This window comes from Enterobacter cloacae complex sp. 6730903, from assembly GCF_048283985.1.
Lineage (GTDB): Bacteria > Pseudomonadota > Gammaproteobacteria > Enterobacterales > Enterobacteriaceae > Enterobacter > Enterobacter hormaechei_C.
In genome coordinates, this window is the sequence record NZ_JBLVXX010000002.1 from 31,478 (window position 1) to 46,023 (window position 14,546).

Annotated in this window: 11 protein-coding genes; 5 read left to right on the forward strand and 6 right to left on the reverse strand. The window is 56.6% G+C overall.

Annotated elements, in window-relative coordinates; all coding sequences use genetic code 11:
• Positions 1-4 precede the first annotated feature (4 nt).
• The 5 genes from hcr to ACNQ0W_RS01120 all read left to right on the forward strand — a co-directional run bounded on the left by hcr (position 5) and on the right by ACNQ0W_RS01120 (position 6,524).
• Entirely contained in the window at positions 5-973 is a 969-nt protein-coding gene (gene hcr, locus ACNQ0W_RS01100; protein WP_017384848.1) for an NADH oxidoreductase, read from the forward strand.
• Between the two features lie 239 nt (positions 974-1,212).
• On the forward strand, positions 1,213-2,931 hold the full coding sequence (gene poxB, locus ACNQ0W_RS01105; RefSeq protein WP_062932103.1) for a ubiquinone-dependent pyruvate dehydrogenase: 1,719 nt from the start codon (positions 1,213-1,215) through the stop codon (positions 2,929-2,931).
• A 38-nt stretch (positions 2,932-2,969) separates the two neighbouring features.
• The gene (gene ltaE, locus ACNQ0W_RS01110; RefSeq protein ID WP_062932104.1) at positions 2,970-3,971 is read left to right on the forward strand and encodes a low-specificity L-threonine aldolase; all 1,002 of its coding nucleotides are present in this window, start codon (positions 2,970-2,972) and stop codon (positions 3,969-3,971) included.
• 10 nt (positions 3,972-3,981) lie between these two features.
• Complete coding sequence (locus ACNQ0W_RS01115; RefSeq protein ID WP_062932105.1) at positions 3,982-5,418, forward strand: SDR family oxidoreductase; 1,437 nt, start codon at positions 3,982-3,984, stop codon at positions 5,416-5,418.
• 92 nt (positions 5,419-5,510) lie between these two features.
• The gene (locus tag ACNQ0W_RS01120) at positions 5,511-6,524 is read left to right on the forward strand and encodes an NAD-dependent epimerase/dehydratase family protein (RefSeq protein WP_017384852.1); all 1,014 of its coding nucleotides are present in this window, start codon (positions 5,511-5,513) and stop codon (positions 6,522-6,524) included.
• A gap of 146 nt (positions 6,525-6,670) precedes the next feature.
• Here the strand turns inward: ACNQ0W_RS01120 and ACNQ0W_RS01125 are convergent, their stop codons facing one another.
• The 6 genes from ACNQ0W_RS01125 to gspL form a co-directional block, all read right to left on the reverse strand.
• Positions 6,671-8,497 carry a chitinase gene (locus tag ACNQ0W_RS01125; RefSeq protein ID WP_047051801.1) on the reverse strand — a complete coding sequence of 609 codons (1,827 nt, stop codon included), beginning with the start codon at positions 8,495-8,497 and terminating at the stop codon, positions 6,671-6,673.
• A 134-nt stretch (positions 8,498-8,631) separates the two neighbouring features.
• The gene (iagB, locus tag ACNQ0W_RS01130; protein WP_047051800.1) at positions 8,632-9,072 is read right to left on the reverse strand and encodes a type III secretion system invasion protein IagB; all 441 of its coding nucleotides are present in this window, start codon (positions 9,070-9,072) and stop codon (positions 8,632-8,634) included.
• A gap of 101 nt (positions 9,073-9,173) precedes the next feature.
• Positions 9,174-11,876 carry a glycosyl hydrolase family 18 protein gene (locus tag ACNQ0W_RS01135; RefSeq protein ID WP_047051799.1) on the reverse strand — a complete coding sequence of 901 codons (2,703 nt, stop codon included), beginning with the start codon at positions 11,874-11,876 and terminating at the stop codon, positions 9,174-9,176.
• Positions 11,877-12,129: 253 nt separating this feature from the next.
• Entirely contained in the window at positions 12,130-12,927 is a 798-nt protein-coding gene (locus ACNQ0W_RS01140) for a prepilin peptidase (protein WP_062932106.1), read from the reverse strand.
• Complete coding sequence (gspM, locus tag ACNQ0W_RS01145) at positions 12,924-13,409, reverse strand: type II secretion system protein GspM (RefSeq protein WP_047718677.1); 486 nt, start codon at positions 13,407-13,409, stop codon at positions 12,924-12,926. The genes ACNQ0W_RS01140 and gspM overlap by 4 nt, the downstream gene beginning before the upstream one ends.
• A complete protein-coding gene (gspL, locus tag ACNQ0W_RS01150; RefSeq protein ID WP_062932107.1) occupies positions 13,406-14,539 on the reverse strand; it encodes a type II secretion system protein GspL in 1,134 nt (377 codons plus the stop codon). The genes gspM and gspL overlap by 4 nt, the downstream gene beginning before the upstream one ends.
• Positions 14,540-14,546: the final 7 nt, after the last annotated feature.

A 14,546-nucleotide genomic window follows, 5' to 3' on the forward strand; every position in this document is an offset into this window, starting at 1 on the left:
ACTCATGACCATGCCAACCTCACAATGTCCGTGGCGAATGCAGGTTCATCACATCCATCAGGAGACGCCGGATGTGTGGACGCTGTCGCTACTGTGCCATGACTACTACCCGTACCGCGCAGGTCAGTATGCGCTGGTGAGCGTGCGTAATTCGGCGGATACTCTGCGCGCCTACACGATCTCCTCCACGCCGGGCGTGAGCGAATACATTACGCTCACCGTCCGTCGTATTGATGACGGCGCAGGATCCGAGTGGCTGACCCGGGACGTGAAGCGCGGGGATTACATCTGGCTGTCTGATGCGCAGGGCGAGTTTACCTGTGACGACAAGACGGAAGATAAATTCCTGCTGCTGGCGGCGGGCTGTGGCGTGACGCCGATTATGTCGATGCGTCGCTGGCTGGCGAAATACCGACCTCAGGCCGACGTGCAGGTGATTTTCAGCGTGCGTTCCCCGGAAGATGTGATTTTTGCTGAAGAATGGCGCAACTATCCGGTGACGCTGGTGGCTGAGCACAACGCGACGCACGGTTTTGTCGCGGGGCGCCTGAGCCGCGAGCTGCTGCAAAGCGTGCCGGATATTGCGAACCGCATCGTGATGACCTGCGGCCCGGCACCGTACATGGAGATCGTGGAGAAAGAAGTGAAAGCGCTCGGCGTGACCCGCTTCTTCAAAGAGCAGTTCTTCACGCCGGTGGCGGAAGCGGCGACCAGCGGGATGAAGTTCACGAAGCTGCAACCAGCGCAGACCTTCTTTGGCCGCGTGGGCACCACGCTGCTTGAAGCGCTGGAAAGCAACAACGTACCGGTGGCAGCGGCCTGTCGCGCCGGGGTGTGCGGTTGCTGTAAGACCAAAGTGGTTTCCGGTGAGTACACGGTCACCAGCACCATGACGCTGACCGACGCAGAAATTGCAGAGGGCTATGTGCTGGCATGTTCGTGCCATCCGCAGGGCGATCTTGTGCTCGCATAATCTGTCGCGGTTCACCTGTAGGCCCGGTAAGCGTCAGCGCCACCGGGCTTTTTGCCGGGTGGCACTACGTTTACCCGGCCTACATTGTGCCTACTACCTGTGCGGCAGCCCTTTATTTGATTGAATTTGCCAGGCACGTCGCGCAGAAAAACCGCCTGTACTTAAAGAATACTGAGCAGGCAATACAGCGACTTTCTTCTAAGCTTGTAAGCGATATCACAAAAAGGAGAAGGACAACCATGAAACAAACCGTGGCTGCATACATAGCGAAAACCCTTGAGCAGGCTGGCGTAAAGCGTATCTGGGGCGTCACTGGCGATTCCCTGAACGGACTCAGCGATAGCCTTAACAAGATGAAAACTATTGAGTGGATGCCCACCCGCCATGAAGAGGTCGCCGCCTTTGCCGCCGGTGCCGAAGCGCAGCTTACGGGTGAACTCGCCGTCTGTACGGGTTCCTGCGGACCGGGAAACCTGCACCTCATCAACGGTCTGTTCGACTGTCACCGCAACCATGTTCCGGTACTGGCGATTGCGGCTCACATTCCGTCATCTGAAATCGGTAGCGGCTATTTTCAGGAAACGCATCCGCAGGAGCTGTTCCGTGAATGCAGCCACTATTGCGAGCTGGTCTCATCGCCGGAGCAGATCCCACAGGTGCTGGCGATAGCCATGCGTAAGGCGATCCTGAATCGCGGGGTTTCGGTGGTTGTGCTGCCGGGGGACGTGGCGCTGAAGGCCGCACCTGAAACCGCCACCACCCACTGGTACTCTGCGCCCCAGCCAACCATTACCCCTGCCGAAGAAGAGCTGAAAAAGCTGGCACAGCTGCTGCGATACTCCAGCAATATCGCCCTGATGTGCGGCAGCGGCTGCGCCGGCGCGCATAAAGAGCTGGTGGAATTTGCCGGCAAGCTGAAGGCGCCAGTGGTGCATGCCCTGCGCGGGAAAGAGCACGTTGAATACGATAACCCGTACGATGTCGGCATGACCGGGCTGATCGGTTTTTCCAGCGGCTTCCACACCATGATGAACGCCGACACGCTGATCCTGCTCGGCACCCAGTTCCCGTACCGCGCGTTCTACCCGACGGATGCCAAAATTATCCAGATCGACATTAATCCCGGCAGCATCGGCGCGCACAGCAAGGTGGATATGGCGCTTATCGGCGATATCAAATCCACTCTCGCCGCCCTGCTGCCGCTGCTGGAAGAAAAAACGGACCGCAAATTCCTCGATAAAGCCCTGAGCGATTATCGCGATGCGCGCAAGGGGCTGGACGATCTCGCCAAACCGAGCGAAAAAGCGATCCACCCGCAGTATCTGGCGCAGCAGATCAGCCACTTCGCCGACGACGATGCCATCTTCACCTGCGACGTGGGTACGCCCACCGTCTGGGCCGCGCGCTATCTGAAAATGAACGGCAAACGTCGCCTGCTTGGGTCGTTCAACCATGGCTCAATGGCCAACGCCATGCCGCAGGCGCTGGGCGCAAAGGCGACGGCACCGGAACGTCAGGTGGTGGCGATGTGCGGCGACGGCGGGTTCAGTATGCTGATGGGGGATTTCCTGTCGGTGGCGCAGATGAAGCTTCCGCTGAAAATCGTGGTCTTTAACAACAGCGTGCTGGGCTTCGTGGCGATGGAGATGAAGGCCGGAGGCTACCTCACGGACGGCACCGAACTGCACGACACCAACTTCGCCCGCATCGCCGAAGCCTGCGGTATCACCGGTATTCGGGTGGAGAAAGCCTCAGAGGTAGACGACGCCCTGCAACGCGCCTTCACCATCGACGGCCCGGTGCTGGTGGATGTGGTGGTCGCCAAAGAAGAGCTGGCGATCCCGCCTCAAATCAAGCTGGAACAGGCCAAAGGTTTTAGCCTCTACATGCTGCGCGCCATCATCAGCGGGCGCGGTGACGAGGTGATCGAACTGGCAAAAACCAACTGGCTCAGGTAAAACATTTCACAAGACCTCTTAAATTAAAGGGATGTGAAATGATTGATTTACGTAGTGATACCGTTACCCGTCCGGGCCGCGCCATGCTCGAAGAGATGATGGCCGCCCCGGTCGGGGACGACGTCTACGGCGATGACCCGACGGTCAACGAACTCCAGCGCTATGCGGCAGAGCTGAGCGGTAAAGAGGCTGCCCTGTTCCTGCCTACCGGCACGCAGGCTAACCTGGTGGCGCTGCTCAGCCACTGCGAGCGCGGCGAAGAGTATATCGTCGGCCAGGGGGCGCATAACTACCTGTACGAAGCCGGAGGTGCGGCGGTGCTTGGCAGCATCCAGCCGCAGCCGATCGATGCTGCGCCGGACGGTACGCTGCCGCTGGACAAGGTCGCGGCGAAAATCAAAGCCGATGATATTCACTTCGCCCGCACTAAACTGCTGAGCCTCGAAAACACCCATAACGGTAAAGTCCTGCCGCGCGAATACCTGAAAGCGGCATGGGACTTTACCCGCGAGCGTAAGCTCGGCCTGCACGTTGATGGCGCACGTATCTTCAACGCCGTGGTGGAGTACGGCTGCGAGCTGAAAGCGATCACCCAATATTGCGACTCGTTCACCATTTGCCTCTCTAAAGGGCTGGGTACGCCGGTAGGTTCCCTGCTGGTTGGCAGCGCGGACTACATCAGGCGCGCCAACCGCTGGCGCAAAATGACCGGCGGCGGGATGCGTCAGGCGGGTATTCTGGCGGCTGCCGGACTGTACGCCCTGAAAAATAACGTGTCACGCCTGAAAGACGATCACGACAATGCGGCGTGGATGGCAGCGCAGCTGCGTGAAATCGGCGCTGATGTCATACGTCACGACACCAACATGCTGTTTGTCCGCGTCGGCGATGAGCATGCTGCCGCGCTGGGCGACTTTATGAAAGCCCGTGTCGTGCTGATTAACGCCTCCCCGGTCGTGCGTCTGGTGATGCATCTTGACGTTAACCGCGAGCAGTTGACCGAGGTGGTGAAACACTGGCAGGCATTTTTACAGCGTTAAGGAGCATACCGTGCCGCAACGTATTCTGGTGCTCGGCGCCAGCGGGTATATCGGTCAGCATCTGACCACTGCGTTAAGCCAGCAGGGGCACCAGGTGCTGGCAGCGGCACGCCACACGGAACGCCTGCAAAAGCTATATTTGCCTGGCGTGACGTGTCACAACGTTGACCTTAACTGGCCGAAAGCGCTTCCTGCGCTGCTGGAAGGGGTCGATACGCTTTACTACCTTGTCCACAGCATGGGCGAAGGCGGCGATTTTATCGCCCACGAGCGTCAGGTGGCGATGAACGTTCGTGATGCGCTGCGGCAAACGCCGGTGAAGCAGGTGATTTTTTTAAGCTCGCTCCAGGCGCCTGAGCACGAGCAGTCAGACCATCTGCGCGCCCGACAGCTGACGGCGGAAACGCTGCGAAGCGCCCATATCCCCGTCACCGAACTGCGGGCGGGGATCATCGTCGGCGCGGGTTCCGCCGCATTCGAAGTGATGCGCGATATGGTCTACAACCTGCCTGTGCTGACGCCGCCGCGCTGGGTACGCTCACGCACCACGCCCATTGCGCTGGAGAATTTACTCCACTATCTGGTGGCATTGCTGGATCACCCGGCGGAGCAGCATCGCGTGCTGGAGGCGGCAGGCCCGGAAGTGCTGAGCTATCAGGCGCAGTTCGAACATTTTATGCGGGTGAGCGGCCGCCGCCGCTGGCTGATCCCCATCCCCTTCCCGACCCGCTGGATATCGGTGTGGTTTTTGAATGTGATCACCTCCGTGCCGCCGACGACCGCCAAAGCGCTGATCCAGGGGCTGAAGCACGATCTGCTGGCGGACGATCGTGCGCTGCGCGCCTTAATCCCTCAGGAATTGATCCACTTTGACGACGCGGTGCGCAATACGCTGAAAGAAGAAGAGAAGCTGGTGAACTCCAGCGACTGGGGCTACGACGCGCAGGCGTTTGCCCGCTGGCGGCCAGAGTACGGCTATTATCCGAAGCAGGCGGGCTGTACGGTAAAAACCTCTGCCAGCCTGGCAGCGCTGTGGGAAGTGGTGAATCAAATCGGCGGCAAAGAGCGCTATTTCTTCGGCAATATTCTCTGGCAAACGCGCGGCGCGCTGGATCTGCTGGTCGGTCACCGGCTGGCAAAAGGCCGCCCTGCCCATCCCTGGCTGAAGGTGGGCGATACCGTCGACAGCTGGAAGGTGATTATCGTTGAGCCGGAAAAACAGCTGGCGCTGCTGTTTGGCATGAAGGCGCCGGGGCTGGGGCGGCTCTGCTTCACCCTGAAGGACAACGGCGACCATCGTGAACTGGACGTTCGGGCATGGTGGCATCCGCACGGAATGCCGGGTCTGTTTTACTGGTTGCTGATGATCCCGGCACACCTGTTTATCTTCCGTGGAATGGCGAAACGGATAGCGCAACTGGCAGAACAAAAGCAGGAAGGTAACTAAATAAAACGCTTTTTCTTTCACCTTTCCCATTGCAACACATCGTAATTCACGAAAGAATGCGCACGAAATTCTTTTCAACACAGTGGATTGTTATGAAGGTACTGGTTACCGGGGCGACCAGCGGCTTAGGCCGAAATGCGGTCGAGTTTCTGCGCAACAAAGGCATCAGCGTGAGGGCCACCGGTCGCAATGAGGCGATGGGTAAGCTCCTGCAAAAAATGGGCGCTGAATTTGTCCATGCCGATCTGACGGAGCTGGTCTCCTCTCAGGCCAAGGTGATGCTCGCCGGTATCGATACGCTGTGGCACTGCTCCAGTTTTACCTCCCCGTGGGGTACCCAGGAAGCCTTTGATCTCGCTAACGTGCGCGCCACGCGTCGTCTGGGCGAATGGGCCGTCGCCTGGGGCGTGCGTAACTTTATTCATATCTCCTCCCCGTCGCTCTATTTCGACTATCACCACCATCGTGATATTCAGGAAGATTTCCGCCCAGCGCGCTTCGCCTGTGAGTTTGCCCGCAGTAAAGCGGCGGGCGAAGAGGTGATCGACCTGCTGGCCCAGTCAAACCCGCACACCCGCTTTACCGTGCTGCGTCCGCAGAGCCTGTTTGGGCCGCACGACAAAGTCTTTATCCCGCGACTGGCCCAGATGATGCACCACTACGGCAGCGTGCTGTTACCGCGCGGCGGCGATGCGCTGGTGGACATGACCTATTACGAAAATGCCGTTCACGCCATGTGGCTGGCGAGCCAGCCGGAATGCGATAAGCTGGTGTCGGGCCGCGCGTACAACATCACCAACGGCGAACCCTGTACCCTGCGCAGCATTGTGCAAAGGCTGATTGACGAGTTAAAGATCGACTGCCGGATCCGTTCCGTTCCCTACCCGATGCTGGACATGATTGCCCGCAGCATGGAGCGCTTTGGCAGTAAATCGGCGAAAGAGCCTGCGCTGACGCATTACGGTGTGTCGAAGCTCAACTTTGATTTTACGCTGGATATTTCGCGGGCGGAGAACGAACTGGGGTATAAACCGATTGTATCGCTGGATGAAGGGATAGTGCGTACGGCGGCGTGGTTACGGGATCACGGGAAGTTGCACCGGTAAGCGTTCCAGCCTCATGTAGGCCGGGTAAGCGCAGCGCCACCCGGCAAAAAACAGAGAGTGCGGACTGATGCCCTCACCCCGGCCCTCTCCCACAGGGAGAGGGTGCAGACACTAAAACGGCAACCCTGGGGGTTGCCGTTTGCTGTTTATAACGCCGTCCAGGCTTCAGCCCATGCCAGACCTGCGCCTGGTTCATAGTACGTTGGAGAGTTGTTACACCAGCCGCTGTACGGGAACGGTTTGCACTGGAACAGTTTACCGTGGTTGTTCACGATATCACCGGCGTTGTACTTGCTGTTCGCGCTCCATGCCGGGTAAGACGTGTCTTCTCCGGATGGCGTTGCCGCTTTCGCTTTCACGTTCAGCAGGTAAGACGTGGTGCTGCTCAGCTCGCCATCGCTGACGGTCAGGCTCACTTCATACTGCTGCGCCGTCGCAGACTCTGGCGCGGTGAAGGTCACAACCGCTTTGTCCTGACCGGAAACAGTCTGACCATCCTGGGAACGCCAGGTATAGGTCAGCTTGTTGCCATCTGGATCGGTAGAGCCTTCCGCGCTCAGAGAAACCTGCGCACCCGCTTCAACTGCGCCGATCGGACCGGCAATCTGCGCAACCGGCGCGTGGTTCACCACAACAGGTTCGACCGGGGTTTCATCCGGCGTTGGTGTTGGTGTTGGCGCTGGCGTTTCATCGCCAGATGGCGTCGGTGTTGGCGTTACCGGGGTTTCGTCCGGGGTAACGGAAGAACCATCATCGTTAACGATTTTCACGTTAAAGAACTTCTGCACGCACTTGCTGTAGTCACCTTCTTTAAAGGCGCTGAACGGAGTCTGGTAGCCCACCAGCTGGCAAGAGTAGGTTTTGCCATCCGGGGTATCCGCGCTCCATCCCCAGTCCTGTTCCCAGTAAATCTTCAGGGCGCCTGCGCCACCTTCGTCGAACTGCTTCATGTTGGCGCAACCCAACACCTCGTTCGCCGGAACAGGCACTTTCAGGTAGTTTGCAAACTCTTTGTAGTACTTGATACGGTTCTGAGACTGCGCAATTTCAGTCGGGCCGCCGCACTCAACGCCGCCGTTGATGATCTGGGTGGTCACGCCAAAGCCCGGAACCAGACCGTTGGCTTTATCGTGGTCGTTCGGCTGCCATGTACCGTCGATCACCTGCAACATGCTTGGTTTTGGCGGCTGCGGATAGGCGAAGAAGAAGATCGCACTCGCCAGGTTCAGCCAGGTGTCCGCCACCAGCTCAGGTTTGTCGAGCAGCGTACGCACGTCGCCGTACATCGCTTCAGAGAATGGACCGTAGTTGTAGTTGTAGGACAACTGTTTCGCCCCACGACCGAAGTAGCTCAGGAAATCGCCGTCTTTATCTTTACCGCAAGGCCAGGTCTGCCCCTGCCAGACGTCCGGGTTACATTCGCCGTTATAACCGCCCTTCTGCCCTTCGCTCCAGCCCATTTCACGTACGTGGACCAGCGCCTGACGCCATTCGGCTTCCGGACGCCAGCTTTCGTGGCCGCCAGTTTCCTGGGCAAAGTGGGCAAACATGGTGGCCAGCTCTTTGCGGCAGATGGCGTCGCTGTCACGACCGTCATTGTAGGTCTTACACAGCGCCGGGAATTTACCCACGGCTTTCAGGAAGTTGCTGTAGGTATAGGCCTGCGCGCGCAGCGGGAAGAGATATTCCCAGTCGCTGGCTTTCACAATCCCTTCAACGCGTTTAACGTTGTCCGGGTTTGCCGCCCGGCCTGGCTCAATCAGTTCGACCTGCGCGTTATCCAGCGTCTGGATGGTCTCTTTCACCGAAGCCATCAGCGGGAAGTCCGTCAGTTCCTTCTCTTTCTTCGCCAGATCGCTGGCTTTGATGGTGTACGGCTCACTGCTGGTCTCCTTCAGATTCGCAGCCTGGGCCATGAATGGCGCCACGCAGGCTCCCGCAATGAGTACACTCAGTAACGTCCTTTTGTTCATTTCAGTTTTCCTGTTTATTTCAAATTAAATGTTAATATCCCGGCTTAGGTATTACTCCGTTAATACATAAACCACATTCAGCTGTTTTCACTTTTCGAAGAACACCTTCAGGAATTCTTCAAAAATAAAAAACGTTAATATCGTGCTGCTAATTTCAGTTGCTGATATTTGGCCCAGACCTTATGGGCATATTTCATCCTCTGCGGATAATTTTCTTTTTTCAGTCCGGCGTTATATGCGCCAACGGCTTCCCAGTTATAGCCATACACCCTGATCATCCCGGAGAGGATAGAAGCCCCGACCATGATCGAAGTACACGGCTCCGTGATTAATCGGTATTCGTCGATGCCTCTGCTTTCCAGCGCGGAAAAATGCGAACTGTTGATTTGCATCAGCCCGACATCCCGCGTGCCATCGCGGTTTTGCCCAACCGCATACGGATTCATACCGGATTCCACATTCGCTATCGCGTACAGTAAATAAGGATCGACATGATAATAATGCGCCGCTTTATCCCAACAATTTGCCAGTGCGCTTTGGCTTATTATCAATAACAACAAAATCAACTTTTTCATTTTTACCTGCTGACAGTTTCGGTTATTTCTCCTTACCAACATCCTGTAAAATGAATTTTGAATGACTCCCCCTCTGAAGGGGGAGTCATTAATGGGCTAGATTATTTGCAATCTGTTGATGCGCCTTCTTTTACCCATACGTCGCTGTTGGCTGGGTTATCACCACGGGTCCACCATTTCGCACGGTAAACGTTGCCTTCATAGGTGGTGGTGTCGCCGCCGTTGTACACCAGGTCAGAACGCCAGTTCATCTTCACGTTGCTCACCAGCTCCCATGCATCCACACCGAAGCCAGGCTGATTGCCCTGAGTCCAGTACTTCGCTTTCCATACCAGATGGTCGAAGCTTACGGTATCGCCACCGTTGTAGATTTTGCTGGATTCCCACGCCGCGTATTTGCTGGCGTTAGCATCCACAGGGGCATCGCAGCTTCCTTTGTCAGACGGAGGAGTCACATCATCAGCCGGAGGGGTAACGTCATCCGCCGGGTTAGTGTCTTCGTCAGCAGGTACCGGTGCAGGCGCCGCTTTCGGATTCACGGTAACCTGGACGTTAGACTGCACGCTGGTCTTACCGTCGCTCACCACCACGCTCAGGGTGTAGGTAGACGTCGAGCTCACTTCCGGTGCCGTGATATTCACGTTCGCGGAGTCAGTTCCGGTGGCGTGCATATCTGCTGGTACGCTCCAGGCGTAGGTCAGCGCATCACCGTCTGGGTCCGCAGCCTGGGCATGCAGCGCATAGGTTTCACCAGATTCAAGCGTGATCGCTTCCATTGGGTTTAAAACCGGAGCCTGGTTAGCTTTCGGCGCCTTGTTCACCACCTGTACATCAATCGCGTTGCTCAGGCCTTTTGCATCGGTCACCGTCAGGCGGAACGTCATGGTCTGGTCGGTGGTCGCTGCCGCAACGTTGAAGGTCGCTTTCGCTTTGGTGCTGTTGTTGATGGTGACAGACGGACCAGAGACCTGAGTCCATTTGTAGGTAATCGCATCGCCATCAGGATCGCTGGAAGCAGAGCCATCGAGCGTGACGGTTGCCGGGCCAGACACGTTCTGATCGGCAGAGGACGCGATTGGCGCGTGGTTGGTGACCACCGGATCAACCGGAGTCGAGTCGCTGCCCAGCAGGCTTTCGTTCATCGCATTCAGAATGTCGCCGGTATCAGAGTCGATAGACCACGCGAACAGACCGCCCAGTTTATTGGCCAGAACATACTTGCCTTTCGCCGTGGTTGAACGCGCATCTTCGTACGAGATCAGGTCGCCGGTGGATTTGTTGAAGACGTAAGGGGCTTCAGCGGTCGTGTCGTAGCCGTATTCCCAGCCTGGTTTGCCTTTGTATTCGTTCACGATCTGACGATAGTCAACCACGCCCGGTTCCCAGGTGCCTTTCACCATGCCGGTTGCCGTACCGGTGAATGGATTGTCACCGGTGTAGCCATGCACGCCGGTCCAGCCGCGGCCATACATGCCCGCACCCACCACGATCTTGCCTGGCTGTACGCCCTGCGCAAGCAGCGCGTTAACGCCGTTTTCAGTGGTGTAATCGGTGTCAGGACGCCATGCTGGCGCACGCAGCGCAGCCTGGTGGCCGAGAACGGTGTTGCTCCAGCCGCCGTAGAAGTCGTAGCTCATCAGGAAGATGTGGTCGAGATACTGCTGAGCCGTGGTGTAATCCACGTCTTCGATCTTATCGCGGCCTGCACCGATGGCGCTGGTCAGTTCATAGGTACGGCCCGTCTGTGCAGACAGCTCGTTCAGCATGGTGCGCAGGTCGTGCATCAGTGCGGTATAGGTCGCTTTATCCTGCTGCGGGTTGCCGATGGTTTCGGTTACACCGCCACCGCCCGGGAATTCCCAGTCGATATCCACACCGTCAAAGAATTTCCACGTCTGGAGGAAATCTTTCACAGAAGAGACGAAGCGTGCGCGGATAGCCGGGTCGCCCATGTGGAAGAACGGATCGGAAAGCGTCCAGCCGCCGATAGATGGCAACACTTTCAGGCCTGGATGCGCTTTTTTCAGCGCCATCAGCTGGCCAAAGTTACCTTTGTACGGGTCATCCCAGTTGGAGACGCCAGCCTGTGGTTTTTGCAGCGCAGCCCATGGGTCGTGGATCGCCACGGTAAAGTCAGGACGGCCCTTACAGTCGTTCTGAAGCACGCGGAAGCTGTTACCGCCTTCAATGGTTTTCAGGCCGTCGTTGATGCCGTCACCGCCACAGATTGGAATGAAGCCGTACAGAATGTGGTTGAGGTTTGCCGCAGGGATCTTATCAACCGGGAAGTTACGGTCGTAAACGCCCCATTCCGGGAAGTAGGCCGCAACCACTTTATCGGTATGCTTCGCGAACGCTTTGTTGTTCTCCTGGAGAGACGTATTCAGCGGCAGCAGGTGGCTACCGTCGGTGTCAGCCACAATAATCAGCTTACTGGCGCTTTTCGCACAGCCGCTGGCGTTACAGACTTCAACCTGTTCCTGATAACGCCCGCCTTTTTTCACTTTAAACGTTGCAGAGCCCGTCGCACCGGCTGCGCCGGTCCATACGGTCTGTCCGTCCAGCAGAACTTTCGCAGAAGTTGGCGCATCACCACTCCAGACGTTCCACTCAACTTTTACATCCACGCCATCGTTATGCACTTTGACAAGATTGTTATAATCCTGAGCAGCCTGATCGACTTCCACCAGGGCAAATTTGTCATTGCCATAGCCGATCGTCGGTGCACCTGGCGCTGCTGCAAATGCGGAGCTGGTTGCCGCCGCAATAAAGAGCGCCAGATATTTTGGCTTCATAAATTTCATTTTTATTTCCTGATAAATTTATTTATAACGTAGTAACCCATGTCTTCCGTGAGATCATGGATGCGTTTCGCGTAATGCGTATTTAACCAACGTGAGTGCCGTGAACAAAAAATTGTTGCTGCGTTGTATTCCTCCATTAAAAGATACAAGCCAAATCCCGTGTAGCTTATATCTCTTACGATACACTGAGCGTAAAGGATCGTCCTTTCCTTCCTCCATCAAAAAGATTTATAAAAAATCTTGACCTGTATATTTAAAATGTGAAAGCAATTTGCTGACTAATAAACACCCCTATTCCAGCAAAGGCGAGATAAGGACCAAAAGAAATAGTGAGGTTATTTTTATTTAAATTATTTACGGCGAAATAACCGACAATACCGCTTAACGCTGCCGCCAGTTCAATGGAGGGCAACGCCTGCCAGCCGCACCAGGCCCCCAGCGCCGCCAGTAGCTTAAAATCCCCGTAACCCAGACCTTCTCGTCCGGCGATCAGTCGAAAAGCCCAGTAGAGCAGCCAGAGCGACAGATAGCCCGCCACCGCGCCGAACAGCGCATCGCGTAGCGGCAACGTGTGGTCAAACGCATGGAGCACTAACCCCGCCCACAGCAGCGGCTGGGTCAGGCAGTCCGGAAGCAGCTGGTGCTGCCAGTCGATCATGGCCAGCGGCAGTAAAAAAGCCGCCAGTAACCACAAAGAGAACAGCGCCTGAACGTCCGGCATGCACCAGGCGGTGATGCCAAAAAACAAAGCGGTGACAAGTTCGACCAGAAAGAGTCGCAGCGGGATCGCGCTGCCGCACTGGTGGCAGCGCCCCCGTAATAAAAGCCAGCTGAGCAGCGGGATGTTTTCCCACGCCGCAAGCGTGTGCTGGCACACCGGACAGTGCGAGGCCGGAAAGAGCAGATTGCCATTCCCCTCCTCATCCATCACCATCCCCGGTACGCGCTCGGCGACAACGCCAAGAAAACTGCCCACAATGCCACCCAGGATCGCACTCATTATCGGGAACCCTACCGGGCAGGCGTCCCGTATCAGCGCGAAGGTATTCATGCGTTTTTTGACCAGGTGAGCTGCACCTGCGCTTTCACGTCGCTGAGGTGGTCAACCGGCGTGAGGTTTATTTTTTGCAGTCTCACGCCGGAGGTCTGATTAATTTCGCGCAGCCAGCTTTTTAATTCATACACATTCACCCGATTCACCACGAACGATAAAGTTTGCCCCTCCTGGCGCACATCCGTCAGTGAAAGGTTAATTTCATGGGCGCTGTTCTCGACCACCGTACGCGGGTTATCCGTTTTGACTAACTGGACCTGAAGATGATTTTTATCAATTTCACTGCGCATCCAGTTAAGCGTCTCTTTTTGTCTTTTAAGCGTCGATTTACTATTTTGAATCATATTATCCAAGGGGATCACTCCTGTGTAATACACCGCTGCCCCCACAATGGCAACGGCACATATTTTTAAAATAATTTTTTCCCGGGCGCTGTAATTCTGATAGCGCGCTTTCAGCTGCGCGATTCGCTCTTTCATTTATGTTTCCCTGCGATCATGGCGGTATACGGTTCGGTTGTTGAAACAGGCTGTAAGGTAAAATCAAAATTCTCACGGGTCTGGTTAACAAACGCCTGCAACGCGGGCTGGTTTTGCGCGCTGACGCTGAGCGTCAGGGTGTTTTGCTGCGCATCGTATTCCAGCAGATCGATCTCCATCGCAGGGACTGCCTGCCGGGCTTTCTCCAGCTCATCAAGCTGAAGAAAGAATCCCTTGCTCTGTTTTTTCAGGCTTTGACCAAAGTGATATTTGAAATTGGTCTGCTGACGCATGCTGGGGAAATGGTGCTGATAAACCTGGACGATCTCCTCCTGCACCCGATTTTCCTGCTGCACCAGCATCCAGGCCATCGCAATGCGTGGCCCCAGCAGCAGACCAACAGACAGCACGCCCGCCGCCACCATCGCCGCTTTCATACTTTTCGCCGCCCGCCCATGACCGGCCTTAAGGCTGAATTCACCGTGAAGCAGGTTAACGCGGCAGGTTTGCCACTGCGGCTGGATCAGCGCCAGCGGATGCTGCCAGGCATGCTGCACGTCAACGTGCACCTTCGCAGGCGCATCGCCGTAGCACCACACTTCCCCGACCCCGGCTTTCTGCATTAACAGCGGCAGCAGGGCTGCCTCCATTTCACCCGCCACATGGGGCGATAAACGCAGCCAGTAGCCATCATCCTGCGCGACCAGCGTGCTGCCCCCTGCCGTCACGGGCAAGAGCCAGGCATCAGGCAGGGCCTGAATCACGTTTAATCCGGCCTCCTGACAGCGGGTTAATGCCGCGCGCAGGCGGTAGGCGTCAATGGCCACAGCGTCGACGTCGGCGCCTTTTTTGTGGAGTACCGTCCAGTGGAGGTTGTCCACGTCGCCAATCAGCGTCTCTTCCGCCATCCACGAGAAGGCCATCGCCTGAGAAGCCACCTTTTTCGGCAGCGTAAAATGGCGGAAAATCATGTCGCTGGCGGGCAACAGGAGACAAACGCGCGTAGCCAGGGGGTGTTCGGCCAGCATCTCCAGGCTGTCGACCACCTCGACGCGCTCGCTGCCGGACTCACACCACATTATTTTCCCGCCCTCGCGGCTGTCGGGACGAACAAAAAGTACCTGTTTCATAACGTTC

What these genes read in the sequence shown, in the direction of transcription:
- hcr (WP_017384848.1), top strand. Translation starts at nt 5, where the DNA reads ATGACCATGCCAACCTCACAATGTCCGTGGCGAATGCAGGTTCATCAC.
- poxB (WP_062932103.1), top strand. Translation starts at nt 1,213, where the DNA reads ATGAAACAAACCGTGGCTGCATACATAGCGAAAACCCTTGAGCAGGCT.
- ltaE (WP_062932104.1), top strand. Translation starts at nt 2,970, where the DNA reads ATGATTGATTTACGTAGTGATACCGTTACCCGTCCGGGCCGCGCCATG.
- ACNQ0W_RS01120 (WP_017384852.1), top strand. Translation starts at nt 5,511, where the DNA reads ATGAAGGTACTGGTTACCGGGGCGACCAGCGGCTTAGGCCGAAATGCG.
- ACNQ0W_RS01125 (WP_047051801.1), bottom strand. Translation starts at nt 8,497, where the DNA reads ATGAACAAAAGGACGTTACTGAGTGTACTCATTGCGGGAGCCTGCGTG.
- iagB (WP_047051800.1), bottom strand. Translation starts at nt 9,072, where the DNA reads ATGAAAAAGTTGATTTTGTTGTTATTGATAATAAGCCAAAGCGCACTG.
- ACNQ0W_RS01135 (WP_047051799.1), bottom strand. Translation starts at nt 11,876, where the DNA reads ATGAAATTTATGAAGCCAAAATATCTGGCGCTCTTTATTGCGGCGGCA.
- ACNQ0W_RS01140 (WP_062932106.1), bottom strand. Translation starts at nt 12,927, where the DNA reads ATGAATACCTTCGCGCTGATACGGGACGCCTGCCCGGTAGGGTTCCCG.
- gspM (WP_047718677.1), bottom strand. Translation starts at nt 13,409, where the DNA reads ATGAAAGAGCGAATCGCGCAGCTGAAAGCGCGCTATCAGAATTACAGC.
- gspL (WP_062932107.1), bottom strand. Translation starts at nt 14,539, where the DNA reads ATGAAACAGGTACTTTTTGTTCGTCCCGACAGCCGCGAGGGCGGGAAA.